This is a genomic window from Rhodococcus sp. APC 3903 (assembly GCF_030407755.1).
GTDB classification, from domain to species: Bacteria; Actinomycetota; Actinomycetes; order Mycobacteriales; family Mycobacteriaceae; genus Rhodococcus_F; species Rhodococcus_F erythropolis.
The window spans coordinates 155,008-180,317 of the sequence record NZ_JASDCV010000007.1 but is presented as its reverse complement, the minus strand read 5'-3'; the positions used below and the strand labels follow the sequence as shown (position 1 = coordinate 180,317).

General features: G+C 61.3%; 19 protein-coding genes. 15 read left to right on the top strand and 4 right to left on the bottom strand.

Annotated elements, in window-relative coordinates; genetic code table 11:
* Nucleotides 1-964: 964 nt before the first annotated feature.
* The 11 genes from QMA15_RS12365 to QMA15_RS12315 all read left to right on the top strand — a co-directional run bounded on the left by QMA15_RS12365 (nt 965) and on the right by QMA15_RS12315 (nt 14,093).
* Entirely contained in the window at nt 965-2,488 is a 1,524-nt protein-coding gene (locus QMA15_RS12365) for a sugar transferase (RefSeq protein ID WP_060939111.1), read from the top strand.
* Entirely contained in the window at nt 2,475-3,785 is a 1,311-nt protein-coding gene (locus tag QMA15_RS12360) for an O-antigen ligase family protein (protein ID WP_019747427.1), read from the top strand. Before QMA15_RS12365 ends, QMA15_RS12360 begins: the two co-directional genes overlap by 14 nt.
* 1 nt (nt 3,786) lies before the next feature.
* A complete protein-coding gene (locus QMA15_RS12355) occupies nt 3,787-4,998 on the top strand; it encodes a glycosyltransferase family 4 protein (protein ID WP_021333834.1) in 1,212 nt (403 codons plus the stop codon).
* Entirely contained in the window at nt 4,995-6,206 is a 1,212-nt protein-coding gene (locus QMA15_RS12350) for a hypothetical protein (RefSeq protein ID WP_172933231.1), read from the top strand. The genes QMA15_RS12355 and QMA15_RS12350 overlap by 4 nt, the downstream gene beginning before the upstream one ends.
* On the top strand, nt 6,203-7,099 hold the full coding sequence (locus QMA15_RS12345; protein ID WP_134998307.1) for a glycosyltransferase: 897 nt from the start codon (nt 6,203-6,205) through the stop codon (nt 7,097-7,099). Before QMA15_RS12350 ends, QMA15_RS12345 begins: the two co-directional genes overlap by 4 nt.
* Nucleotides 7,096-8,262, top strand: coding sequence for a glycosyltransferase family 4 protein (locus QMA15_RS12340; protein WP_279163193.1), 1,167 nt, complete (start codon nt 7,096-7,098; stop codon nt 8,260-8,262). The genes QMA15_RS12345 and QMA15_RS12340 overlap by 4 nt, the downstream gene beginning before the upstream one ends.
* 5 nt (nt 8,263-8,267) lie before the next feature.
* Nucleotides 8,268-9,065 (top strand): WecB/TagA/CpsF family glycosyltransferase, encoded by a 798-nt coding sequence (locus QMA15_RS12335; protein ID WP_019747422.1) that lies wholly within the window; start codon nt 8,268-8,270, stop codon nt 9,063-9,065.
* A gap of 97 nt (nt 9,066-9,162) precedes the next feature.
* Entirely contained in the window at nt 9,163-10,194 is a 1,032-nt protein-coding gene (gmd, locus tag QMA15_RS12330) for a GDP-mannose 4,6-dehydratase (protein ID WP_019747421.1), read from the top strand.
* Nucleotides 10,191-11,159: a GDP-L-fucose synthase gene (locus tag QMA15_RS12325; protein ID WP_279163194.1), complete on the top strand. Its 969-nt coding sequence runs from the start codon at nt 10,191-10,193 to the stop codon at nt 11,157-11,159. The genes gmd and QMA15_RS12325 overlap by 4 nt, the downstream gene beginning before the upstream one ends.
* A gap of 53 nt (nt 11,160-11,212) precedes the next feature.
* Entirely contained in the window at nt 11,213-12,538 is a 1,326-nt protein-coding gene (locus QMA15_RS12320) for a UDP-glucose/GDP-mannose dehydrogenase family protein (RefSeq protein ID WP_020968758.1), read from the top strand.
* Nucleotides 12,539-12,668: 130 nt separating this feature from the next.
* Nucleotides 12,669-14,093, top strand: a complete 1,425-nt coding sequence (locus tag QMA15_RS12315; protein ID WP_021333832.1) for a polysaccharide biosynthesis tyrosine autokinase — start codon at nt 12,669-12,671, stop codon at nt 14,091-14,093.
* Here QMA15_RS12315 and QMA15_RS12310 read toward each other — a convergent pair.
* Nucleotides 14,065-14,589 carry a protein-tyrosine-phosphatase gene (locus QMA15_RS12310; RefSeq protein WP_031332986.1) on the bottom strand — a complete coding sequence of 175 codons (525 nt, stop codon included), beginning with the start codon at nt 14,587-14,589 and terminating at the stop codon, nt 14,065-14,067. The two genes, QMA15_RS12315 and QMA15_RS12310, sit on opposite strands and share 29 nt — an antisense overlap.
* A 108-nt stretch (nt 14,590-14,697) precedes the next feature.
* Here QMA15_RS12310 and QMA15_RS12305 point away from each other — a divergent pair, with 108 nt between their 5' ends.
* Both QMA15_RS12305 and QMA15_RS12300 read left to right on the top strand, forming a co-directional pair.
* Entirely contained in the window at nt 14,698-16,017 is a 1,320-nt protein-coding gene (locus tag QMA15_RS12305; RefSeq protein WP_279163195.1) for a UDP-glucose/GDP-mannose dehydrogenase family protein, read from the top strand.
* Between the two features lie 149 nt (nt 16,018-16,166).
* Nucleotides 16,167-17,843 carry an Hsp70 family protein gene (locus QMA15_RS12300; RefSeq protein ID WP_279163196.1) on the top strand — a complete coding sequence of 559 codons (1,677 nt, stop codon included), beginning with the start codon at nt 16,167-16,169 and terminating at the stop codon, nt 17,841-17,843.
* A gap of 9 nt (nt 17,844-17,852) precedes the next feature.
* On the opposite strand, the gene QMA15_RS12295 is transcribed toward QMA15_RS12300, so the two are convergent.
* Both QMA15_RS12295 and QMA15_RS12290 read right to left on the bottom strand, forming a co-directional pair.
* A complete protein-coding gene (locus tag QMA15_RS12295) occupies nt 17,853-19,115 on the bottom strand; it encodes a YibE/F family protein (protein WP_019747414.1) in 1,263 nt (420 codons plus the stop codon).
* Nucleotides 19,116-19,603: 488 nt separating this feature from the next.
* Nucleotides 19,604-20,857: a pyridoxal phosphate-dependent aminotransferase gene (locus tag QMA15_RS12290; protein WP_019747413.1), complete on the bottom strand. Its 1,254-nt coding sequence runs from the start codon at nt 20,855-20,857 to the stop codon at nt 19,604-19,606.
* A 76-nt stretch (nt 20,858-20,933) separates the two neighbouring features.
* Here QMA15_RS12290 and QMA15_RS12285 point away from each other — a divergent pair, with 76 nt between their 5' ends.
* Nucleotides 20,934-22,874, top strand: coding sequence for a prolyl oligopeptidase family serine peptidase (locus QMA15_RS12285; protein ID WP_047890180.1), 1,941 nt, complete (start codon nt 20,934-20,936; stop codon nt 22,872-22,874).
* Here the strand turns inward: QMA15_RS12285 and QMA15_RS12280 are convergent.
* Nucleotides 22,864-23,796 (bottom strand): hypothetical protein, encoded by a 933-nt coding sequence (locus QMA15_RS12280; protein ID WP_290284659.1) that lies wholly within the window; start codon nt 23,794-23,796, stop codon nt 22,864-22,866. The two genes, QMA15_RS12285 and QMA15_RS12280, sit on opposite strands and share 11 nt — an antisense overlap.
* Before the next feature lie 245 nt (nt 23,797-24,041).
* Here QMA15_RS12280 and QMA15_RS12275 point away from each other — a divergent pair, with 245 nt between their 5' ends.
* Nucleotides 24,042-25,304, top strand: a complete 1,263-nt coding sequence (locus QMA15_RS12275) for a DUF6745 domain-containing protein (protein ID WP_279163198.1) — start codon at nt 24,042-24,044, stop codon at nt 25,302-25,304.
* The last annotated feature ends 6 nt before the right edge of the window (nt 25,305-25,310 follow it).

Genomic DNA, 25,310 nt, shown 5'->3' with positions numbered 1-25,310 from the left:
TCCAACCGATTCGATGTTTCGGAACCTGCCCATGGATGCGGTGAGTGCCCGGCCTGTCAACGTCTGATTCGGTCTGGGTGAGCTGGATCGATTGGGATTCAGCAGTTTACGAACTCAGTCGACGTGCTCTCCTTCCCATAAGTGCCGATGATCATCGGGTCAGTGACATGCGGCAGCAGTCTCCGCGCACTACAGCTTCGGGCCGGCGCTCGGCTCAATTTACGAATAATCCGGTACTGCAATCATTTTCGACTTGCAGATCAACCTATGGTGGGTCTGGCCCAATTCGCTGAATAGTTCGTCTTCAACTATCGCATGACGCTCTCAACGGCGAAGCATCGGACGATTGTCCAGAATTGCCAATCGGCCGGAATGGTGTTGGTTCTATTTGCAGAGCGTTCACCAACTGTGTGCTGGTTTCCGTCCAAACGCGGAGTCCAATTGGCCAAGTCAATGAAAACTATAGGTACGCAATGGTAATGGTGAGGAATGTTCGCACCCTCCTGCTTAGAGGGTGAATAACTGACCTCAATGCTGGCGTTCGGAAGAAGTTCGGAAAGCGCTATTGCCACACTGTCCGGAATGTGGCAAACTCCTCACTGGTACTGACCAGCTAGCCGAAAAATTGCCAAGGCGTGAGTCCTGACAATATCGAGGCTGGCGACGTCAGCGGGCGAGGAGAAATCGCCGATCGTCCTGTGTTTGGGTCGTTAGTGGACTCTGCTTCAATCATGGGGTGTGAGCTGCGGCAATGCCGCAATAATCGACAGTTGGGCCGAGGCCTGACAACAGTCGCCGGGTTAACTGCAAGGCGCACGTAATGCGACCATTCGCACTGAACGCAGCAATGCGGAGCAGTTGCTTCGCTGTCGAAGTTTCGGGATTCGGCAAGGCGGTCCGATGGACCTCGGCCGGCGAACAGCTTCAGGCCGAATTTTGTGCATGGGGAAAGGTTTCTGAACACATGACGGTTCTCGAGATGGCCGCGCCCACGAAAGAACGGCCACAACAACACCGACGAGTAGCGCCGGAGAGGGCTGGTGGAGTTTCCGCACGCAGGAAATGGCAATCTGCGTATCTTCGTCGTCTGGCGATCACCGACACGATCATTGTTGCGGCAGTTGTGTTTCTGGCTCAATGGTGGCGATTCGGTAGCGACGCGGATGTCGTAGACGGTGAAGCATTCGGCCATTTCAGCTACACCGCACTGTCTTTCGCCCTGATTATCGGCTGGTTCGCCGTATTGAGAGTATTTCGCACCAGATCCCCTCGCGTGATCGGAAGCGGCCCTGAAGAGTACCGATTGATCGCCGTCGGAACGCTCCGCCTGTTCGGACTGATTGCGATCGCCAGCCTTCTCCTTCACCTGGAGATCGCGCGCCTGTACCTCGCCGTGGCGTTTCCGATGGGATTGACCGCCTTGATCGCGAGTCGTTGGATCTGGCGACGGGTGATTGCTCGTGAGCGAGCCCGAGGTGAATTTCGAACTGCCGTACTCGTGGTCGGTGTGCGAGGGGCGGTTGTCGATCTTGCACGCAACCTCGAGCGAGACGATGCCCATGGATACCGAGTCGTCGGAGTCTGCGTACCTGGCTACGGAGGAGACGTGGGCGAAGTTGTCACAGTGAACGGTCGGGACATTCCGGTGCTCGGAGATGAGCACAGTGTCACGGACGCAATCGAACAGGTCGGTGCCGACACGGTGGCAGTGACGGCGTCGGAGCGATTCGGACCGGAAAGGCTGCGCACGTTGGCCTGGGCTCTCGAGCGCGATCATGTGGACCTTGTTGTTGCACCAGGGATTCTGGATGTGTCCGGACCGAGGCTGTCGATGCGCCCGGTCGCAGGATTTCCGCTGATCCATGTCGAGCGTCCGCGCTATCACGGCGCGCAGAAGTTCACGAAGACGACCTTCGACATCGTCTTCTCGACCGTGGTACTCGCCGTGATCAGTCCGGTGCTTCTGGCGGCTGCGATCGCAGTCAAGCTCACGAGCAAGGGGCCGGTTCTGTACAAGTCCGAGCGGATGGGGTTGGACGGGCAGCCGTTCCCCATGCTCAAGTTCCGCTCGATGGTCCAGAATGCGGATTCTCAAGTCACGGCGCTGATGAAGGAGAACGAAGGCGCCGGAGTGCTTTTCAAGATGCGAGATGATCCGCGTGTGACGACGGTCGGTCGCTTCATGCGTCGGTACTCGATCGACGAGTTGCCCCAGTTCGTCAATGTTCTTCGGCGCGAGATGAGCGTCGTCGGACCGCGGCCACCGCTTCGGCGCGAGGTCGAGATGTACGACGGTGCGGTCAGTCGCCGGCTACTGGTCAAGCCCGGTGTCACCGGTCTGTGGCAAGTCAGCGGACGTTCTGATCTGTCGTGGGAAGACACTGTCCGCCTTGATCTTTCCTACGTCGACAACTGGTCGATGATGGGTGACGTCATGATCGTCGCGAAGACGCTCAAGGCGGTGGTGGGAAGTGATGGCGCCTACTGACAAGAATGCGGCACCGGCGCCTTGCGAAAATGAGGCACCGAACAATCCGCTGATCTTGCGAACGGCATTGGTGATCGCGGTCATCGGCGCGAGCGGAGCCTTTCAGGCCTACACGCAGAAGACAGCGCTCGGATCGTTGCTCGTACACGGTTCGGCTGTTCTCTCGGCGACACTCGCGTTGGTCTACTTCCTCGACCGGCGATACTCACGCAACGCGTCCTGGCCTGTCTTCACGCTTCTGATCGCGGCCGGCGTTCCGGCAACCAGCTGGTACTGGTCGACGTTGCCCCGGAACTCCGTCGTCGCCGGCATCGTCATCGTGTGCCTGGCGATCACGGGAATCATGGTCGCCCGCGAGTTGACCTTCCCGGTGCGAGTGCGGACTGTGGCCGTCACCTTGCTGGTACTACTCGTGCTGTCGCTGATGGTCGTGGTCCTCGATCCTTCGACCGGCATCGATGTGGACACCCGCACTGTTGCCTATCGCGGAATCTTCACGCACAAGAATACTTTGGGCCGAATGGCTGCGATCGAAGTTGTCCTTGTTGCTGTCATGCTCATGCTTCCCGACGTCAAGCGTATTCCGTGGGTGGCGGCGTTGGCTGTTGCCGGCATCGTGTTGTTCGAAGCCCGGAGCCAGACCAGTCTCGTCGCTGCAGGGATTGCGCTGGCGACAGTGCTTGCTCTGAAGTGCCTTCGACGGACACCTAACGCTCGCCTCGCCTCGACGGTGATCATCGGGCTGTACATCGGGGTGTCCGGCGCGATGAAGGTGCTCGGACCCGATGTCGCAGCGCTACTCTCGCGAGATGTCACGTTGACCGGCCGGCTGCATCTCTGGACGGTATCCGAGTACTACGCCGAACAGCGGCCCCTGCTCGGATGGGGCTTCGGCTCGGTCTGGGCACCTGACAGCGTTGTCGGACAGATGATCCGGTCCAAGCTGTCCTTTCCGGCGACCAGCGCGCACAACGGAATGCTCGACATTCGTCTCCAGATCGGTTGGATCGGATTCCTGCTGCTGTTGGCCGGCTATTACCTGCTTCTGAACACGGCGCTCGGGCGAGCTCGCAGCAGAACGGAGTACATCGCCGTCGTCGCGATCATGGTTCTCGTCTTCTCGATGGACTTGACGGAGTCGACGCTCTTCTTCGGCGCCATGTGGCTGATCGCATGGGTCTTCCTGGCGCCGTACGGACCCTCGACGCACCGCTCTCACAGTGCAGGCAACGCCGAATTGTCGATCCGTAGGGGTCGTGCGTACGGGTTCGCTCCGGAGCGAAGAGGAGGTCAGTGAGATGTACAAGTCGTTCGATGTGGCGCGTTCGAAGCCTGAAGTGAACCCGACGTCCGCCGGTGGATCCACGCCGCCGAAAGCCTTGATGTTCCATGCGATCTATCGGAATCCGGGTGGTGAGGAGCAGAGCTTCGCGAACGAATCCAAGCTCCTCGAGTCGATCGGATACGAGACGGTTCAGTGCACCACCGAGAATTCCAAGATCTCCCGGGGACCGTGGGCGGCAGTCACCGCAGTGTTCAGTCCTCGAGTACTCGTCGATGCGTTGCGCATCATTCGTTCGGAGCGACCGGACATCGTCTACGTGAACAATCTCTGGCCGGCGTTCTCGGCTTCGTTGCTCGTGGCCGCACGAACCGCCGCAATTCCTACGTTGCAGGCGGTTCGGAACTATCGCCTGGCCACACCGTCAGCCAAGTTGCGCGCAGATGGCACGTGCACCGAATGCGGTTCCACCAATTACTTCACGAGTTGTGTCCGCAACGGATGCTACGGAAACAGCCGACTGCAGAGCCTTGTCTGCTACCTGAGCGCTGCGGCGGTCAAGCTGAGCGTCTTGGGGTGGAAGCAGCACAGGTTCGTCGCAACGAGCGCAATGACAGCACGTCTGGTCGAGGGACGACTGATCGATTCTGGTCGCGTCGTGGTTCGTCCGAACTTCGGATTCGAAGAAAATGAACCCGAGTTCCGGAGCACTGATTCGGTTGTGTGCGTCAGCCGACTGACACCGGAGAAGGGCGTCCTGGACTTGGTGCGCAACTGGCCGCAGGGCGCTGGAAGTCCCTCGCTCACAGTTCTCGGTGACGGACCGCAGTACGGCGAGATCTCCAGCATAAGCGCAGCTCTCGACAACGTCACGCTGGCCGGATTCACTTCACACGAAGATGTGATCGAGATACTCCGCGACAGTGCGGCGTCCGTGGTGCCGTCTCAATGGGCAGAACCGTTCGGGCGGGTTGCGATCGAGTCGATGTCGGTTGGCACCCCGGTCATCTACGCAACCAGCGGTGCACTCGCGGACATCGTCGGACCGGGCGGAACGCCTCTCCATACCTTGGAAGAGTCGTCGATACGCGAGGCCCTCGACCGAATCTTCGGAGCGGACGACCGATCGGCGATACGCAGATCCGCTTATCGTCACTACTCGAATCGCTTCACATCGAGCAAAGCGGCGACGTCGATGCGTGAGCTCATCAACGAGGTGAGATCGTGAACGATCGCACTCGGCATGTGACATTCATGGCCGATCAAGGGCTTTCGAGCGTCCTCACTTTTGTCGTTCTCACCTCGGTGGCACGACTCGGTGGTCCGATCGAAGTCGGCCAGGTTGCCGTGATTCAATCGGCGGGTCTGTTGGCACTGGCACTGGGGAGAGCGATCGGCGTCGACGTCTGGCTGTCGCGAGGGGCGGGGTCCGACGAGCGTGGACCGGCGTTGGCACCCACGATCGTGCTGGCGGCGGTATCGGTGACATCGGTGTGGGCACTGTTCCTGATCGCCGGCTCGGACTCGATGAATCTCACGGTATACGCCTTGGCTGCAGCTGGTTTCGTGGTTTTGGACGTGATACGCACGATGCTGATGCACGACGGAGCGAGTTGGATCTCTGCGTCGATACAGATCGTGACACTCTCGTTCGTCCTTATTGCAGCTTTCCTGGTCGAGAATCTGACACTTGCACTCGTGACCTATACGGTCGGTGTCTTCGTCGCGCTCGCTCTCGGTCACGCATCCATGCGTCTGGTACCGCCGGTGCCGTCGATCAGCTACTCGCGCACTCACCGATATAGATCCGTGCCGTTTGCGATCGAGATATTGATGGGATCAGCTGCGCAGCAGGCGATGTTCTTGATACTCACCGTGGTGGCGTCGATATCGATGATCGGTGAGATCAGAACTGCCCAGACACTGCTCGGTCCACTGTCCTTGATGTTCGCGGGCATCTCGCCAATTCTGATGCGTAAGTTCGGCAGTGGTGTCGAAGCGATGAGCCCGAGCGAGTGCATGGCACTCGGCCGCCGAGTGGGCTTGCAGATCTTCTGGGTTTCGATCATCTGCGTTTCGCTGATCTGTCTCACGCTCGAGATTCGACTCTCGGGAGTGCGATTGATGGATCATCTGGTCGGGCCGCACTTTCCGAACTTGATACCGGTCATTCTGCTGTGCGGGTTGGCGGTGGCGTTCAACGGGATTCTGCTGGGAGTCGGCACGTCGATCCGCGTCGTGGACAAGACGGGAAACCTCAACAGATTTCGAGCCTTGCTGTTGCCTCTACAGTTTCTGATCGTTCTCGGGGCAGGACTGACCGACAGCGCCGTGCACGTCGCAGGAGCATTGGCCGCGTCGGCGTGCGTCAGCGCGAGCGTCGCACTCCTGGTCTCGATGAACCGTGGCGCCCGACCGAAAGTTGACCTCTCATGAAGAATCCCAGCGGCGTCATAGTGGCGATTCTGACCTTCCGTCGCGAATCGGAACTGGCTGTGTGCATCGACAGCGTCCGGGCATCGATCCAGGCTTCCGGTGTCTCCGCCCAGGTCGTAGTAGGCGACAATGATCCGGAATCCACCACACCGACGTATGTTGCCGACGGGATCGAACGACTACATCTCGGATTTGGCGGGGTATCTCCGGCGCGACGTGCGCTGGTCGATCTCGCCCGTGCACGAGATCGTCGTTACATCGTCTTCGTCGACGACGACGAGTACGTCGATGTCGACTGGCTGTCGAATCTCCTCACCTGCGCCGCAGATTTCGACGCAGGTGCTGTGGCCGGTCCTGTGATTCCGGTGGGTCTGCCTGCCTCAGAACTTCCATTGCACACTCGCGTTCGCCATTCGACCGGCACCCCGGTTGCGTCTGCAGGCGCTGGAAATCTGTTGTTGGACCTGAAGACTTTGAACGGCTTGAACTTCAGTGACGACTGGGATCTACCTGGCGGCGAGGACACCGAGTTCACGCTCAGGATGAGCGCCGGCGGTGTCCGGTTGTTGTGGTGCGACGAGGCGCTTGCGTACGAACCCGTCGACGAGAATCGGCGTCGGGACTCCTGGCTCTTCGCCCGGTATGTCAACAACGGACGAATCCTCGCGGTCTGTCAGGGACAGCTCGACCTGCCACTGTTGACGGCTCAGAGTGCCAAACGCGCTCTGCTCGTACTCGCGTCGGCGACGTTGATCCCCGTTGCCCTGATCAGTCCACGGATCAAACGCGTGGTTCTCGACCACGGTGCACGCAACATTGGTTGGTTCTCAGAGCGATTCAGCCGCCGCGATTCTCGGACGCCGCGCGCACAGAGGCTGGTGGTAGCGCGATGACACGGTTGTTGATGACGGCATACGCCTGCGATCCGAATCAGGGGAGTGAATCCGGTGCGGGTTGGGCGCTTCTCTCGGCGGCTTCCGAACTGTGTGAGTCGATCACGGTGGTGACTCGCTCCGGTGAGGCTCCCGCATTGGAATCGGAGTGTGAAAAGCTCGGTTGCGAAGTTCGTGTCGTGCGAATAGCGACTTTGACCGCGGAAGAAGCCGGATCGTACGGTCGCTACCTCCGATGGCTCTGGCGCACTTCAGTGTTCGTTCGGCGTGAAGCGGCAAACTTCGACGTCCTGCACCATGCAACGTTCGCCTCCGACTGGCTGCCTCCACCGGTGCTGTTCGGTGGAGCCGGCGGCGCACGACTCGTATGGGGGCCTGCCGGGGGCAACACCTACCCGCCGATGCTGCTCGCCAAGCGCGTCGGTGTGCGGTATCTGGCATCCACGGTAGTTCGAACCTGCTCGACGAAAGCCGTTCGGTCACTGACACATATCTTCATGGCCGGACGAGTTGACACTTTCATCGCGATGAACTCCGACAGCGGACGTGGCGCACCGCGGGCACGCAACGTCGTCATTCAACCCAATTGTGTTCTGGACTACGACGGAATCGAGAAGCAAGCGGTACCCAGGCCGAAACGAAGGCTCTTGTTCGTAGGAAGACTGTTGCAGTACAAAGGAATCGACCTGATTCTGGACGCGCTTGAGCATTTGGGCACCGAGTGGTCCATGACCTTTGTCGGGGACGGACCCGCCCGCGGGCGGATCGAGAAGTCGCTTCCGTATCGGCGCGGTCAGGTCACGCTTCGCGGGTGGCGCGACAGATCGGAAGTGGTGGGCGAGATGGGGGCCTCCTCCGTTCTGCTCTTCCCGAGCATGCACGATTCGGGCGGCTGGGTGGCGGCCGAAGCAGCTGCGGTGGGCCTCCCGGTGGTCTGTTTGGATCTCGGCGGTGTGCCGACACTGGCCGGTAGGAACGCCGTGGCGATCCCGGTTGCTCCGGCGTCGACTCTCGCCTCTCGTATCGCTCGATCGGTTGTCGAGACAGAACTTTCTTTCTTTGAACCGCAGCGTGATTGGACTCGATCTCGGCTGAAATCGGTCTTGTCGCGCAGCTACGGCCAGTGCAATGAACGTCAACAAACGAACTCGAAGAAGTGGTGAGACAGATGAGCAGTCCGTTCGAGGTCATCGAGGTGGGTGGCATTCCGTTTGCCGCGACCAATCTCGAGGGAGCAACCGATTGGGTAGTCAACGACAGACGAGAGGGAGCGGGAACCGGAGTCTCCGTGAGGTTGTCGAATTCCTACTGCGTGTCGGCGGCGCACAGCGATCGCGACTACTCCGCGGTTTTGAAGGGTCCCGGTGTGAACTTCGCAGACGGAACCCCGGTCAACTGGGTGATGCGCCTGATCGGCGGCACCGCTTCCGATCACGTCGGTGTTCGACCAGTCCGGGGTCCGTCGTTCTTCGAGGCCACCCTGGACAAGGGGCGCCGCTACGGCCTTCGTCACCATTTTGTCGGCACGACAGAAGAGACGTTGAGCCTCTTGACGGATCGAGTCGAGGAGCTGTATCCGGGTATCGAGGTGGCTGGCACTTATGCCCCGCCGTTTGCCGCGTTCAGCAAGGAGTTCGTCGATGACATCATCACGAAGGTCGGTCCGTCGGCCCCGGACATCGTGTGGGTCGGCTTGGGAGCTCCGAAGCAGGATTTTGTCACGAAGGCGATAGCGGATCGAACCGACTACGTGGCCGTCGGTGTCGGCGCGGCCTTCGACTTTTTGGCCGGAACTGTCTCGGAGGCACCATCGTTCGTCCAGAACTCGGGTTTCGAGTGGCTGTATCGACTTGCATCGGAACCCAAACGTCTGTGGCGGCGCTACCTGTTCGGTAACTCGACATTCGTTCGGTTGGCATCGCGCGACATTCGAAAGTTCCTCGGCCGTTCGGGGGGACGCACATGAGCGAGATCAAGACTGCCGGGCGATTCGGAGGAATACGGACCACAACCGTGGTTTCGCAACTATCAGGCGGGCTGTCCCGCAACGGAAGGAACGCAGGATGAAACGCGCACTGATTACCGGAATCACGGGACAGGACGGCTCTTACCTCGCCGAGTTGCTGCTCTCCAAAGGCTACGAGGTTCACGGACTGATCCGTCGATCGTCGACGTTCAATACTTCGAGGATCAACCACATCTATGTGGACCCCCACCATGCGGATGCACGGCTTTTCCTTCACTACGGTGACCTCAGTGACGGAGCGCGCCTGGTGACGCTGCTCGCGCAGATCAAACCGGACGAGGTATACAACCTCGCTGCGCAGTCTCACGTCAGAGTCAGCTTCGACGAACCCGAACACACGGGGAACACGACAGGTGTCGGGTCGATCCGACTACTGGAAGCGGTTCGGATGGCCGGACTCGACTGCCGGTTCTACCAGGCGTCGAGCTCTGAGATGTTCGGTGCCACACCACCGCCGCAGAACGAGGAGACACCGTTCTATCCACGCTCGCCCTACGGTGCGGCGAAGGTGTACTCGTACTGGATCACCAAGAACTACCGTGAGGCGTACGGAATCTTCGCGGTGAACGGAATTCTGTTCAATCACGAGTCCCCCAGGCGCGGTGAGACGTTCGTGACGCGCAAGATCACGCGGGCAGTCGCACGTATCAAGGCCGGGATCGAGGATCATCTGTACATGGGTAATCTCGATGCGATACGCGATTGGGGGTACGCGCCGGAGTATGTCGAGGGAATGTGGCGCATGCTGCAGGTCGACGAGCCTGAGGATTTTGTGCTGGCCACCGGTGGCAACTACTCGGTGCGCGACTTCCTCACAGTCGCTTTCGAACACGCAGGTCTGAACTGGGAGAACCACGTTCGATTCGACGAACGGTATCTTCGGCCGACCGAGGTGGACGCACTGATCGGGGATCCGAGCCATGCCGAGCGCAAACTCGGTTGGAAGGCCGGCGTGCACACACCCGAACTGGCCCGGATCATGGTCGAGGCAGACATCGAAGCGCTCGAACATGAAGGGCGCCCGTGGATCGACACTCCGGCACTTCCCGACTGGTTGGCGACGCGATGAGTGATTCATTCGCAGCGCGACCACTCGATCGAGGCGCACCGTTCTACGTGGCTGGACACCGAGGTTTGGTCGGCTCTTCGGTGTGGCGAAAACTGGAATCTGCCGGCTTCTCCCGGTTGCTCGGACGGACCTCCGCCGAACTCGATCTGCGTGAGCGGGAAGCTGTTTTCGAGTTTTTCGCCCGCGAAAAGCCGACCAGCGTGATCCTTGCAGCAGCAAAAGTTGGTGGGATTGCGGCGAACAGCACGTTCCTCGTCGACTTCCTGTCGGAGAATCTCCGTATCCAGGTGAACGTGCTCGACGCTGCCCTTGCACACGGCGTCGAGCGTCTCCTGTTCCTCGGATCATCGTGCATCTACCCGAAATTGGCGCCGCAGCCGATCAAGGAGGAATACCTGCTCACCGGGCATCTCGAGCCGACCAACGACGCCTATGCAATAGCAAAGATTGCGGGAATACTCCATGTTCAAGCTGCCAGGCGGCAGCATGGTCGATCCTGGATCTCGGCGATGCCCACCAACCTGTACGGCCCGGGAGACAATTTCTCGCCGCGTGGATCGCATGTACTTCCCGCCCTCGTTCGGCGTTACGACGAGGCGCAGTCGTCCGCAGCGCCGTTGGTTGTCAACTGGGGGAGTGGCAATCCTCGCCGTGAATTTCTGCATGTCGACGATCTGGCGTCGGCGTGTCTGCATCTGCTCGACAACTACGACGGTGCATCGCACGTCAACGTGGGAACCGGCGAGGACCACACAATTCGTGAGATCGCTTCGATGGTCGCCGACGAGGTCGGATACACCGGCGAGACGCGGTGGGACACCTCGAAGCCTGACGGAACAATGCAGAAACTTTTGGACGTGAGCATGATTCGTGAACTCGGATGGCGGCCGACAATCGGATTGCGCGAGGGAATCGCGTCGACGGTCTCGTGGTACCGAGACAACATCGGTGCCGTACGCACCTGAATTACCCATCCCATCAACACTTCACACACTGTCGAGAAAGCAGATCGAGCAACATGAGCACTCGCATAGCAGTTTTCGGCACGGGATACCTGGGCGCGACACACGCGGCGTGTATGGCCGAACTCGGTCACGAGGTCCTCGGAGTGGATGTCGACGCGGCCAAGCTGGAGAAACTGGCAGCAGGGGAAGTTCCTTTCTACGAGCCAGGTTTGGGCGAGGTCCTACGACGAAACATCGATCGAGGAAGGCTGAAGTTCACGTCGTCTTACGAGGAAGCCGCTGAATTTGCGGACGTGTTCTTCCTCGGGGTCGGTACGCCGCAGAAGAAGGGTGAGTTCGCCGCTGACATGGTCTACGTGGATGCCGTGATCGAAACTTTGGCACCGCTGCTCACCAAACCCGCGGTCATCTTCGGGAAGTCCACGGTGCCGGTGGGAACCGCGGAACGGCTCGGTAAGCGCGCGCGGGAACTGGCACCGGTTGGTGACGGCGTCGAAGTCGCATGGAATCCCGAGTTTCTGCGCGAGGGGTTTGCCGTCCAGGACACATTGCATCCAGATCGTCTGGTGCTCGGGGTCGACCGCGGTCGACACGGTCGCGCGGAATCCGCTGCGCGCGAGGTTTATGCAGACCTCCTCGATGAGGGAATTCCCTTTCTCGTCACGGACCTCGCTACGGCCGAGTTGGTCAAAGCGTCAGCGAATGCATTCCTGGCCACGAAAATCTCGTTCATCAACGCGATTTCCGAAGTGTGCGAGGCTGCTGGCGCCGACGTCACAGTGCTCGCCGACGCGATCGGGTACGACGTTCGGATCGGACGTCGATTCCTCAACGCGGGAATTGGTTTCGGCGGCGGTTGCCTACCCAAGGACATCCGTGCCTTCATGGCTCGTGCCGGTGAACTCGGTGCCGACCAAGCACTGACGTTCCTACGCGAAGTCGACAACATCAACATGCGCAGACGGACACGCATGGTCGAACTGGCGCGGGAGGCATGCGGATCGCTTCTCGGTGCGAGAGTCGCAGTTCTGGGTGCCGCGTTCAAACCGGACTCGGACGACGTTCGTGATTCGCCGGCGCTCAACGTCGCGGGTCAGATTCAGCTTCAAGGCGCAGCAGTGAACGTGTACGACCCGAAGGCCATGGACAATTCGCGTGCGCTGTTCCCGACGTTGACCTATTCGGCAAATGCGTTGGAGGCGTGCGAAGGCGCCGATGTCGTCCTGGTGTTGACCGAGTGGCCCGAATTTTTGAAGTTGCAGCCGTCCGATCTCGATGCAGTGGTTCGCAAGAAGGTGATCGTCGACGGGCGCAATTGCCTTTCCCCCGACGAGTGGCGCGGCGCAGGTTGGAACTACCGCGGACTGGGACGCCCGTGAAAACAGGACGTTTCGTCCGTCGCAGCTGATCGATATCGAAGTTGAGAAAGCCCGGTTCGCCCTCGCGGTCTGACCGGCAAAGACCGCTCAGACCCGCAGTGGACATGCGTGAGCCGAAGGAGACATCAAGATGGAAATTGTCGACTACCTGAAGATATTGCAAGCCAGATGGCGAATAGTCGCTGCTGTAACCGTGCTCGGAATCCTGGGAGCCCTTTGCGCTTCTCTTCTTTCGACGCCCGTTTACCAGGCCTCGACGAGGCTGTTCGTTTCGACGTCGGCGGGTACCTCGGTGAACGAGGCACTGCAGGGCAGTCAACTTTCACAGCAGCGAGTTCTGTCCTATACAAAACTCCTGACCGGCCGGACACTTGCGCAGCGGACGATCGACGAACTGGGACCGAGGGTGGTCGGCGGGATGTCGGCTGAAGAGTTGGCCTCCAAGGTCACTGCGACGTCGGCGCCCGACACTGTGTTGATCGACCTCGGAGTCAAGGATCCTTCACCGGAGCTCGCGCGAGAGATCGCAAATACTCTGTCGTCCGAATTCGTCGCACTGGCAAAGGAACTGGAGACACCCGAGAACGGCGGAACGCCGCCTGCACGTGTGGTCGTCGAGCAACAGGCCCAAGAGCCGTCTGTTCCCGTTTCGCCCAAGACTTCGCGCAATCTCGCTCTCGGAGCAGTGGCGGGACTGGTGTCGGGAATCGCGCTTGCGTTGATTCGCGATCGACTCGACAACACGGTGAAGGATCGTCGAACGGTGGAAGAGATTGCGGGTGCGGCGATGGTGGGCACGATCCCGTTCGACAAAGTCGTCGAAGTCAACCATGCGATCACTTTCAGTGACGGAAATTCCGTGAGTGCCGAAGCCTTCCGTGAATTGCGCACCAACCTTCAGTTCCTCGAGGTGGATCATCCACCGCGTGTCATTGTCGTCACGAGTTCGCTTCCCTCCGAGGGTAAGACGACGACCGCCGTGAACATCGCTCTTGTCTTGGCGGAGGCCGGTAAATCAGTGTGCCTGATGGAAGGCGACCTCCGGAAGCCGCGAGTGTCGAAGTATCTGGGGTTGATCGGAAGCGTCGGCGTCAGTTCGGTGCTCTCCGGTCAAGCGACGCTGGACGATGTGCTTCAGCCGACCGAATTCGACGGGCTGACAGTGCTCGCCTCCGGACCGATCCCGCCGAACCCGAGCGAACTACTCGGCACGGACACGGCCAAACATGTTCTCGATGAACTGCGGGCGCGATACGACTACGTCATCATCGACGCCTCGCCGTTGCTACCCGTCACGGATGCCGCGGTCCTGGCCGCGATGTCGGACGGTGCCCTGGTGATCGCCCGACACGGCTCCACGAAGCGCGATCAACTGGCGCGCGCGGTCGGAAACCTACAGAGTGTGGGTGCACACGTCCTGGGCACTGTCATCACGATGACGCCGTCTCGCGGACGCAATGCCTACGAGTACAGCTACTACTACGAGTCGGACAAGTCGCTACCGCAGTTGACCGCGGTGCCCGCGCTCAGCGCTCACCGAAGCGAAGTCGGCTGAGCAGCGGGCCGAGGAGATCGGCGATCTCAAGTCCGATCTCGTGAAACACGTTCTCTTCCTTACCCATCGGATCCATGACGTCCTCGGGTTCGGCGGCACGAAATCGGGGCCTGGCGGCGGCGAGGTCCTCGACAGTTCGTGCATCTGCGAGCGAGCTCAACCGTGCGGCTTCTCGAAGTGTGAACGTGCGCTTGAGCCGCGCCGGAGCCATCGCCAGGACTTTGTCTCGCTGACTTTCGGTCATCGTGAGAATGAGGTCGGCGTCCGAGGCCAGCGCTGTTGTCATGCGTCGGGCTTGAAACTCCGTGGGGTCGCCGCCGAGCCCCGCGAGAACCCTCGCAGCAGTCGGCTCGATCGGGTGTCCGACCATCGCCCGGGTTCCGGCACTCGACGCGGTGAATCCGGAAACTCCGGCTTCGGCGGCATAAGCACGTGCAAGGCGTTCGCCAGTGGGTGATCGGCAGATGTTTCCCGTACAAACGAAGAGAACGTGCATGGCAGAAGCATAGGTTGCACGCGCGACGCACTCGTCGTACGCCCGATGTTGGTTTCGCGCCCACCTGGCGTACGCGTTTCGGAAAGTTCGGACGCATACCAACTACACATGAAGATGACCGTGTTCGGAACGGGATACCTGGGGTCGACCCACGCAGTGTGTATGGCCGAACTTGGTCACGACGTGCTGGGAGTCGACATCGACCAGTCCAAGGTCGACAAGTTGTCTCGTGGGGAGGTCCCGTTCTTCGAGCCGGGTCTGACCGACATGCTCGAGAAGAATCTGGCGTCGGGTCGGCTGCAGTTCACGACTTCCTACGCCGATGCCGCGGATTTTGCCGACATCCATTTTGTCGGTGTGGGGACGCCCCAGAAGAAGGGGGAGTACGCCGCAGATCTCAGTCATGTTCATTCGGTGATCGACATGTTGGCGCCGTTGTTGCGAAAGCCTTCGCTGATAGTCGGGAAGTCGACGGTGCCGGTAGGCACGGCAGCGGCGCTCGGCGAGCGACTCCGAGCGAATTCGCCGGCGGGTGGCTCGGTAGAGGTGGCCTGGAATCCGGAGTTCCTGCGTGAAGGACACGCGATCGCGGATACCTTGAGCCCTGACCGGTTGGTTCTGGGGATCGATCGTGACCGGCCGGGAAACGCCGAAGGCGTTCTTCGCGAGGTGTATGCCGAGATACTGGGCGCGGGGGTGCCGTTCCTCGTGACCGATCTGGCGACGTCCGAGTTGGTCAAGGGATCTGCGAACGCGTTTCTCGCGACCAAGGTGTCCTTCATCAATGCGATTGCGGAGGTGTGCGAGGCGACCGGCGCCGACGTCACGATGTTGGCCGACGCTCTCGGATACGACGCTCGGATCGGTAGGCGGTTCCTCAATGCGGGCTTGGGGTTCGGCGGTGGGTGCCTGCCGAAGGACATTCGGGCGTTCATGGCACGCGCCGGGGAATTGGGTGTCGACCAGGCTCTGTACTTCCTCCGCGAGGTAGACAGCATCAACATGCGACGACGCACAAAAGCTGTGGAACTGGTGACGGCAGCCTGCGAAGGCAGTTTGCTGGGAGCTAACGTCTCGGTTCTGGGGGCCGCGTTCAAGCCCGAATCCGACGATGTGCGCGATTCGCCCGCGCTCAACGTTGCCGGAATGATGCAGTTGCACGGGGCAGCGGTCACCGTTTTCGATCCGAAGGCCATGGACAATTCTCGCCGACTGTTTCCCACCCTTCACTATGCAACCTCCACGTCAGAAGCTTGCAGAAATGCTGATGTGGTCTTGATCGCCACGGAATGGGACGAGTTCGCCTCACTCGTGCCCGGCGATTTGGAACCACTCGTTCGGCGGCGGGTGATCGTTGACGCCAGAAATTGCCTCGATCCGGACCTGTGGCGCGGCGCCGGTTGGAACTACCGCGGATTGGGGCGGTAGGTCGACCGTCCAGGTTGCGAAAAAATAGCTGCGAGAAGGCCTTAGGTGAGATGCGCGAACCTCGCAGACCATGCCCAGTGGGTAGACTTCCGGCCGGGGAATGACGGGGTCTGCTGACGGAACCCGTCGCCGGTCGACGAAGGTGGATCATGAACTTGGTTTTGGGTGTGACGGTGGGAGCCAGCGCTGTGCGTTTGGCGCGCCCGGGGACGCCCGACCACAGTGGTCCGGTGTTCCGATCCAGAGCGGTCGATCGCGGTCGTGAGATTCCGGAGGAAGTCGCAGCGGAGGCAACCGGCGTGGCTTTGACCGAGAATGCCGATCTCGGCAGCAATACGGTCGTCGCCTACCGGGATCAAGCGCAGGCCGGCGCACTCCAATCAGCGTTCGAACAGAAAGGCATCGACAACTTCGAGCTGGTTCCCGAAGTAGTCGCGACGCTTCGAATGCTCGAGGAGTCCGGCGCGCTGACCGACCAGAGCACACTCGTCGTCGTCGACATCGGTAGTTCTGGATCGACGATCAGCATTGTGGACAGGCAGATGCGGTCTACCGTCGTCACCGCCCGGTCGACGCGGGTCAGCGGAGATCACTTCGACGAGCTCGTCTACTCGGATCAGACCGTGCGTCGCCGTATAGCTACGCCGGCCGACCCGGGTGGCGATGCCGAACTGCAGGCGCGATGCCGACTCGCGAAGGAACAGCTGTCCTCACGAAGTGCGGTGTGCCTGCCCGGGCCCGGCGGGCTTCTCCTGCTGTCGCGGGAAGTCTTCGATTCGTTGGTCGTCACGTCGGTGGAGGCCTTCGCACGCGAGATACGAGAGGTCATCGCAACGTCCGGCCGTAACCCCGACGCGATTCTCCTGATCGGTGGCGGTGCACGCATTCCGATCGTGCGGGCGACCCTCGCCGCGTGGCTGGAGTGCCCCCTCATCGCGCCCGAGCAGCCGGAACTCGTGACTGCGCAAGGCGCTGCGCTGATCGCGGAGTCGTCGATGACGCCATCGGCGCGCGCGGTATCTGCCCCGGTTCAGGTTCCGGCTGTAGCGCCGATCTTTGCGCCGTATCCGATCCACACCCCGGCGGAGGTACCCGTTCCGGTTCAGGCGTTCAGCCACGGAGGGGTGGCAACGCTCGCGGAATCGGAGCGGCCGAATGCCTTGTCCGAAGCCGCTTCCGGCACGAAGTCCGTTCCGCAGGAACAGGTGCCGAGCCCTTACGCGGCGGAACTGCCTCAGCCGCGACCGAACCGACACGAGCAACGATTCGATCCGGCCGCAAATCTCGCGGTCGCCGACAGCGACCAGGCCACGGACGGATTCGGCACAGAACATGACGCCGACACCGAGGCTGTGATGGTTGACGCCCAGGCGTACTCGGCGATGTACGAAGGCGAGGCACCCGGGGCAGGAACCGCACACCCGTCCTGGCTCGCCGGGACACAACCCGTCGAATCGACATCCAAAGAGCCGAGAAACCCGCTACGGTTCGCGGGCCTCGGCGCCGGTGTGATCGCGGCGATCGTGATCGTGGGGTTGGGATTGGGCTACGGAGGAAAGGTCTTCGATTCCGAGGATGCCGGACCTGTGGCAACCGAGGTGACTACGCCGCCGCCGACGACCACGACTACCCCGCCGCCTACGACCACAACGACCCCGCCCCCGACGACGACGGAGGAAGCCCCTCCGGTCGTCGAGGCTCCGCCAGTCGTGCAGGACACTTACGTGCCGCCCGCGCCCGCTCCCGCGCCGCCACCGCCCGCGATCTACATTCCGGGGCTTCCGCCGATTCTGTTACCGGTTCTCCCACCGATTCCCGGACTCTGAGGCTCGCTTTCAGCGTTTGGAGTGTCGGCCGCCTGACGTGGGGCCGGCCTTGACCGCACTACCGGGTGGGCGAGCCAGAATCACGGCGATAGCAGTAGTGAGCGGAACAGATAGCGCCAGAGCAATCCCGCCGACCGCGGACCGTACGATTTCGATCGCTACAGCGTCACCGACCAGGACGTCCTGAAGAGGGCGACCGCTGACGCTGAAAAGCAGAAGCAGTGGCAACGCCCCGCCGGCGTACGCGAGAACCAAGGTGTAGACCGTGCTGGCGATGTGATCGCGTCCGACCCGCATCGCCCCGCTGAACACCTTTCGGCGGGGTGCGTGCTTGTCGAGTTCGGCCAACTCGAACGCCGAAGATGCCTGGGTGATGGTGACGTCGTTGAGAACACCGAGCGATCCGATGATGAAGCCCGCCAGCAGCAGGCCCGTGATGTCGATGTGCTCGATGTATGTCTGCACATTGGTGTTCTGCTCTTCGGACAGCCCGGTGAGGTGCGTCAGTTCGATACAGAGGTAGGAGAGAACGGCAGCGAGCACCATCGCGGCAAGGGTGCCGAGCAAAGCCGAACTGGTCTTGAGTGAGACACCGTGCGCCAGATAGAGAACCGCGTACAAGATCACCGCGCCGGCGACCAGTGCAACCGGTATCGCAGGCTTACCGTCGAGCAATGCGGGCAGGAGAAACCCGACGACGACGCCGAAGGCGATCACCAGACCGACGAGTGCGCGCAGTCCGCGCCACCGCGCAACGGCGATGATGACGACGGCGAACGCGATGACGATCAGCGCCAGTGGGAGACCACGCGAATAGTCTTCGAAGGAGTACTGCGTGTTTCCGTTCGGGTCGGTCTGACGCACCAGGCGAATGTGGTCACCGACCCGTAGATCCGGTTGTCCGGCACCCGGGATGATCTCGAGGAGTGTCTTCGTTCCGGCATTCGGCCCGGACTCGATATCGACGATACTGCGCTGGCACTGATAGGCGGAGGTGGGTGGCGGTTGCGGTGCACCGACGAATACCCTTCCTGCGGAGGAACTTCCGCAGTCGCCGAGATCCTGCATCGTGACGGTGCCCGCCTCGGTCTCCACCGAACTGCCGTCGGCATTCTGAAAGGGGAGCGGGACGGGAATGGTGTTCTTGTCCGGCCACAGCGCGATAGCTGCCGCGACGACAACCATGCCGATGACGACGAGCAAGCCTATGACGACGCGTGATGCGGTGGGGCCGATCTGAATGGGGCCACCGTGGCCGTGGCCGTGACTCATCGGAAACTGAGTGTCGGACTGGGGATTTGCACCGGTGCAATGTTATCGGCTCCGAAGCGAATGGTCAGCTTCTGTGGATAGTGTCGATCGACGACAGCGTCGGCACAGATGATTTCCGGGAAAGAGGCGAAACTGGGATTGGTCGAGCTGGGTGGCGGGGAACAGGGGGGGTTGTCCCCGCCACCAACCTGGTATCCACAGGGGGGGGAGGGATACCAGGTGCTCGCGGCACCGAAGTGCTGATAACCAATGTACCCAATTTCAATCGGGTTTGGCGCGTTGTCCAACTACCAATTTCACGACGAATCACGTACCGGTTGGACCGTTTTCGCATCAGGGCAGGTCACTAAATAGTTAAAGTGTCAATCAAACCGCCTGGTATGCGAATGTTGTGACGAAGGTCTCACAAATACCCCGCACTTTTACGTTTACGGGGTATTTGTACAACGAATTGTTTACCTGATTTTGCCCGATTCGACGGGCCGAAATCACTGCTTGTAACTGGTGAGGAAGTTGCCGAATCGCTCGATGGCCACGGCGAGATCCCGGGCCCACGGAAGGGTGACGATCCGAAGGTGATCGTGGTTCGGCCAGTTGAACCCGGTGCCTTGAACCATCAGGATCTTCTCCTGGAGAAGCAGGTCCTGAACCAACTTCTCGTCGTCGTGGATCTCGTAGACGTTCGGATCCAGACGAGGGAACGCGTAGAGCGCACCGCGGGGTTTCACACACGAAACACCCGGAATCATGTTCAATCGCTCCCACGCGACGTCGCGCTGCTCGAGCAGGCGACCGCCGGGCAGGATCAGGTCTTCGATGCTCTGGTGTCCGCCGAGGGCGACCTGAATGGCGTGCTGTCCGGGGACGTTGGGGCACAGGCGGGTCGACGCCAAGAGGTCGAGTCCCTCGAGGAAGCCGGCGGCGTGATCCTTCGGGCCCGTGATCGCCACCCAGCCGGAGCGGTAGCCGGCGACGCGGTAGGCCTTCGAGAGGCCGTTGAACGTCAGGCACAGCAGATCAGGGGCAAGCGTTGCCAGCGAGATGTGCTTTGCGTCGTCGTAGAGGATCTTGTCGTAGATCTCGTCGGCGAGCAGCAGAAGCTGATGCTTGCGTGCCAGATCGACCAACTGCTGCAGAACCTCCATGGAGTACACCGCACCCGTGGGGTTGTTCGGGTTGATGACGAGGAGAGCCTTGGTCTTGTCGGTGATCTTGGATTCGATATCGGCGATATCGGGATTCCAGTCGTTGGCCTCGTCGCAGAGATAGTGGACGGGCGTGCCTCCGGACAAGCTCGTCATCGCAGTCCACAGCGGGTAGTCGGGCGCTGGGATCAGAACCTCGTCGCCGTTGTTGAGGAGGGCCTGCATGGTCATCGTGATCAGCTCGGAAACACCGTTACCGAGGTAGATGTTGTCGACGTCGAGCTCGGGGAAGCCGGGAACCAGCTCGTAACGCGTCACGATTGCGCGCCGCGCCGACAGAATGCCCTTCGACTCCGAATAGCCCTGCGCATAGGGCAGGGCGGCGATCATGTCGCGCATGATCACATCGGGAGCATCGAATCCGAACGGTGCCGGGTTGCCGATGTTGAGCTTGAGGATCCGGTGTCCTTCCGCCTCCAACCGGGCGGCATGCGCGTGCACCGGCCCACGGATTTCGTACAGGACGTTCTGGAGCTTCGACGACTGCTCCAGCTCGCGCTGCGGCTGACGATGGCGGACGGGTTCTGGTGTGCTCACGAGTTACATGATTCCACCACTGTGCAAGTGCATTGTCGGGGACCGTGTCGCGCGACCAGTTGGCTATTGTCGAGCGATGACCCCCAGCGAGCAGATTGCAGCCCCGTACGGATCGTGGACTTCTCCGATCGGAGCAGCGGATCTGGCTGCAGGTGGCCACCCTGTCGAGGGTGGACGATACGTCGGTGACGAGATCTGGTGGGCTGAACTTCGTCCGACCGAGGGTGGTCGGACATCGATCCGTCGATCCGGTCTCGACAACCAACCCGTCGACATCCTCCCCGCGCCGTGGAACGCCCGGACCAGGGTTCACGAGTACGGCGGTGGCGCCTGGACCGTCACCGAGTCCGGAAAACTGGTCTTCAGTGAATTCTCCGATCAACGGGTGTACATCCTCGAAGGAGTCACTCCGCGGGCTCTGACGCCTGAACCCGCGTCGCCGGCCGCGTTGCGATACGCAGACCTGCAGATCGTGAACGGTGAGGTGTGGGCGGTTCGGGAAGCGCACGCGGAGGGCGGGGCGATCACTCGCGATATCTGCGCGATTCCGCTGGACGGTTCCGGCAAGGTTCGCTCGATCGTCGGCGGCTCGGACTTCCTCTCGTCACCGAGGCTTTCGCCGAGTGGAACCAAAATAGCCTGGATCGCGTGGAACCATCCGCAAATGCCCTGGGACGGTACCGAACTGCGGGTAGCTCCACTCGTCGACGGCGTCGCTCAGAACTACTCCGTGCTGATCGGCGGACTTGAAGAGTCCGTCCTGCAACCGGAGTGGATCACCGACGACGAACTCTACGCAATCAGTGATCGCAGCGGCTGGTGGAACATCTATCGAGTCGGCGGCAAGATCACCCCGATCTGCCCGGTGAATGCGGATTTCGGTGGCCCACAGTGGCGCTTCGGTGCGCGCTGGTTCGTCGAACTCGACAACGGGCACCTTCTCACCGCACGCACGGTGGGAACCGACACGCTGGCGGTACTCGATCCGGCGTCGGGGGAACTGCGCGACATCGCGATCCCGGGTGTCACCAGCATCGGCCTCATGCAGGTTCGCGGCGATCGGTTGCTGCTCACCTCGGGAGGCGCGAAACTGGCGGGCGCGTTACGCGAGTTCGACCTCGGTACCGGCGAACTCACCGAAATCCGTTCGTCGGTCGAAGAATTGCCCGAGTCTGCATACCTTCCGGAAGCGCGAGCTGTCGTGGCTCACGGACACGGGCGAGAAGTTCACGCCGTTGCGTATCCGCCGCGCAGTCCGCGATACAAAGGACTCGACGGCGAACTGCCGCCATACGTTGCGTTTGTTCACGGTGGGCCGACGGCGCACGTCGCCCCGGCCCTCAACCTCGTCTACGCCTTCTTCACCAGCCGCGGAATCGGCGTCGTCGATGTGAATTACGGCGGGTCGACCGGCTACGGACGTGAGTACCGCAACCGGCTGCGCGGACAGTGGGGTGTCGTCGACGTGCAGGACGTCGTCACCGCCGTCACCGGGTTGGCTGAGCAAGGGCTTGCCGATCCGGCCCGCCTTGCCATCGAAGGCGGATCTGCCGGTGGATGGACCGTTCTGGCCGCACTGACGACGTCCGACGTGTTCGCTTGTGGTGCTTCCTATTTCGGCGTGGCCGAACTGGACCTGTTCGTGCAGGAAACTCACGATTTCGAATCGCGCTATGTCGACGGTTTGATCGGCCCGCTGCCGGAATCTGCCGACCTGTACGCGGAACGTGCTCCGCTCAACAACGTCGACGGGTTGAACTGCCCGGTGTTGCTGCTCCAGGGTCTCGACGATCCGATCGTGCCACCTTCGCAGGCGGAGCGATTCCGGGATGCTCTGGTGACCAAGGGTATTCCGCATGCCTACCTGGCCTACGAGGGTGAATCTCACGGATTCCGCAAGCAGTCGACCATCATCAGCTCACGCAACGCCGAGCTGTCCTTCTACGGGCAGGTGCTCGGATTCACCCCACCCGGCATTGCGACGCTCGAGCTGTGGAAGCCTGCGATCAGTAGCTGACGGCCCCGCGGCTGCGCGCAAAGGCCGCGAGGATCCGACCTGCCACCAGTGACGGGGTCGACAGGTCGGCCCACGTCCACCTCGCGACTTCCCACCCCGCGTCACGGAGTCGGTCTTCGCGGAGCTTCTCGTTCCAGAGCACGTCCTCGGCGCTGCGCCCGGCGGGCACCAGTCGGCCGTATTTGATGCGGCCGTCGAACTCTCCGATGGTGCGCTGCTCACGCCACAGGAAGTCGACGCGGCCGGCCAACCCTCGAGCGTCGTGGATTTCGACCTGGGGTTCGGGGAGTGGTAAGTGCTCCTGCAGGAACAATGCGAGGCTCCGTGATTCACCGACGCTTTCGATGCGCGAGTCCATCGCGGTGAGCGCGTGGAGCGCATGTCGATGGCGCGGATGGTTCGGGCTGAGTGCAAGCGAGGCCGCAACTGCATCTTTGGTCAACGCTGAACGGTGCAACGCTGAATTGCCCACCACGAGAGCCGGTTCGAAAGGGAGCGTCCTCGCGAGATCCGCAACAGTTCGTGCCGGAGTCGTGACGCGCAGGCCGTCGACGTGGGTGACCTCGTCGTCGGTGAACGATACCGAGTGCACGTGTCGTCGAGCGGATTTACGGCCACCGCCTCGTCGGTCCCGAGAGAGGTGCACAACTTCGAGCGGAGTGTTCCAGAGTTCGAAGCCGTGCACCACCGCTGCCGAGATGTGGCTGACCGCTGCATGTGCCGAAGCGGTACCGGCCACAGCCTCGACGCGCAATCGATGTAGCCCGTAGGCGCCGAGGCGTGACAGGTGGTCGCTGGGTACGTAGGCACCGCGATGGATTCTGGACCAGTTTCCACTCGCGCAGGCCTGCCGGATCTCGGAATCGGTACGACCTGTCGACAGTTGCTCTGGCCGACGGATGATGTGTATTTGTTCCCCCATACCGATCGATCCTGCTGCGCCCGGCGCTGGAAAGGAAGCCGTGAACCCGGGGCTGTGGATAGCCGTGAGTGAACACCACTTGTCCACAGTTCGAACCGGTTTCGCGTCGCTGGAGAGGGTGTTGGGTGTGGGGAAGCGGTGGCAGGTTCTCGGTGTCGCACTCTAGGCAACCCTTGCGTCCGGAGCGTTTGCGTGCCAGGCTGTTGAACTATGACTACAGGAAAGGCGGACACCGCCACCGTCGCGTGAGCGCCGCACCGTTTCGCTCGTCGACGTCACGTCGAGCGACATCGACCGAGAACATCGATATCTTCGATGAAGACAATCAGGCCTTGGAAGCAGTCCGCGACGTATGGCTCGAACGCGGTCTGTGTACACGTCCGGCCGATCGATCCACTGCAGAATCTGCTGTCGCGCAACTATACCGACGATCCGGGCTCCCGAAACCGGAGTTCGTCTGGGTTCAGTCGCCCTCTGCTGGATCGGATCTGATCGCCGCCGAAGGTCTGTCGAACGAGATGTCCTTCGACGGCACTGGACTCGACTGCGCTTGCGGGCACATCGCGAGCATGTTTTCGGCGTCGCGCCGACGTATGAACGCGCGTATCGAACGTCGGAGCATTGACTGGCAGATAGAACGCTGGAAGATGGAACGTCGCGCGTTCGGGGGCGTTGGTGCCAGCGTGTCCGAGGGGTCGGATCAGCGGGGTTCGACTCAGCGCCGCGTCAATCCAGCGCGGATCATCAGATCCGCAATCTGGGAATCGTTGCACACCACACTGTTCGACGGCGTCGCAGCTGCGATACGAACGATGTCGACCCCGGTGGCGGGTGGAGTGACCTGGTACGGGCAGCAGGACGCCCATCGAATCGCGTACTACGACACATGCCATCGATACGGTCTTGCGACCTTCCGCTCGGAAGACCGTGAACTTCTCGATGTGCAGACCGCACTGGCTGACTCGACCGGGTGGTGGTGGGCGTTCGACGACGTGTGCATCATGGCGGAACGACCCAGGGTCTTGCACTCGGAGCGGATACCGGGCAGTGCGCGGGGAGAACGCCGACTCCACCACTCTGATTCCCCGGCACTCGAATTCGCAGACGGAACAAAGGCGTTCGTTCTGCACGGAGCGATCGTTCCCGACTGGGTAGTGCTCGACCCGACCGCCGAACGCATCGCACACGAGCGCAATGTAGAGATCCGTCGATGTGCAATCGAGCGGATCGGGTGGGATTCCTACATCGAGCTGGCCGGCCTGACACTGGTCGACCAAGCCGACGATCCCGGTAATGCCGGTTGCCTGCTGCAGCTCTACGCGTCACCGGTGGGCTGGGGCCGAAGTGGACGCATTCTCCTCGCGGTCAACGGTTCTTTCGAACGCGACGGGCATCGGCGTCGATACGGCCTTTCCGTACCCGGATGGTTTACCTCCGCGTTGGATGCCGCCGGTTGGACTTACGGCATCACCGGCGCCGATTACTCCCGTCTCGTTCGTCGAACCTGAATCTCG

Excerpts from the sequence above, each read along its gene's own strand:
- QMA15_RS12285 (WP_047890180.1), top strand. The coding sequence starts at position 20,934 with ATGACCCCCAGCGAGCAGATTGCAGCCCCGTACGGATCGTGGACTTCT.
- QMA15_RS12295 (WP_019747414.1), bottom strand. The coding sequence starts at position 19,115 with ATGAGTCACGGCCACGGCCACGGTGGCCCCATTCAGATCGGCCCCACC.
- QMA15_RS12325 (WP_279163194.1), top strand. The coding sequence starts at position 10,191 with ATGAGTGATTCATTCGCAGCGCGACCACTCGATCGAGGCGCACCGTTC.
- QMA15_RS12320 (WP_020968758.1), top strand. The coding sequence starts at position 11,213 with ATGAGCACTCGCATAGCAGTTTTCGGCACGGGATACCTGGGCGCGACA.
- QMA15_RS12335 (WP_019747422.1), top strand. The coding sequence starts at position 8,268 with ATGAGCAGTCCGTTCGAGGTCATCGAGGTGGGTGGCATTCCGTTTGCC.
- QMA15_RS12305 (WP_279163195.1), top strand. The coding sequence starts at position 14,698 with ATGAAGATGACCGTGTTCGGAACGGGATACCTGGGGTCGACCCACGCA.
- QMA15_RS12340 (WP_279163193.1), top strand. The coding sequence starts at position 7,096 with ATGACACGGTTGTTGATGACGGCATACGCCTGCGATCCGAATCAGGGG.
- QMA15_RS12315 (WP_021333832.1), top strand. The coding sequence starts at position 12,669 with ATGGAAATTGTCGACTACCTGAAGATATTGCAAGCCAGATGGCGAATA.
- QMA15_RS12365 (WP_060939111.1), top strand. The coding sequence starts at position 965 with ATGACGGTTCTCGAGATGGCCGCGCCCACGAAAGAACGGCCACAACAA.
- QMA15_RS12345 (WP_134998307.1), top strand. The coding sequence starts at position 6,203 with ATGAAGAATCCCAGCGGCGTCATAGTGGCGATTCTGACCTTCCGTCGC.
- QMA15_RS12355 (WP_021333834.1), top strand. The coding sequence starts at position 3,787 with ATGTACAAGTCGTTCGATGTGGCGCGTTCGAAGCCTGAAGTGAACCCG.
- QMA15_RS12280 (WP_290284659.1), bottom strand. The coding sequence starts at position 23,796 with ATGGGGGAACAAATACACATCATCCGTCGGCCAGAGCAACTGTCGACA.
- QMA15_RS12300 (WP_279163196.1), top strand. The coding sequence starts at position 16,167 with ATGAACTTGGTTTTGGGTGTGACGGTGGGAGCCAGCGCTGTGCGTTTG.
- QMA15_RS12360 (WP_019747427.1), top strand. The coding sequence starts at position 2,475 with ATGGCGCCTACTGACAAGAATGCGGCACCGGCGCCTTGCGAAAATGAG.
- gmd (WP_019747421.1), top strand. The coding sequence starts at position 9,163 with ATGAAACGCGCACTGATTACCGGAATCACGGGACAGGACGGCTCTTAC.
- QMA15_RS12310 (WP_031332986.1), bottom strand. The coding sequence starts at position 14,589 with ATGCACGTTCTCTTCGTTTGTACGGGAAACATCTGCCGATCACCCACT.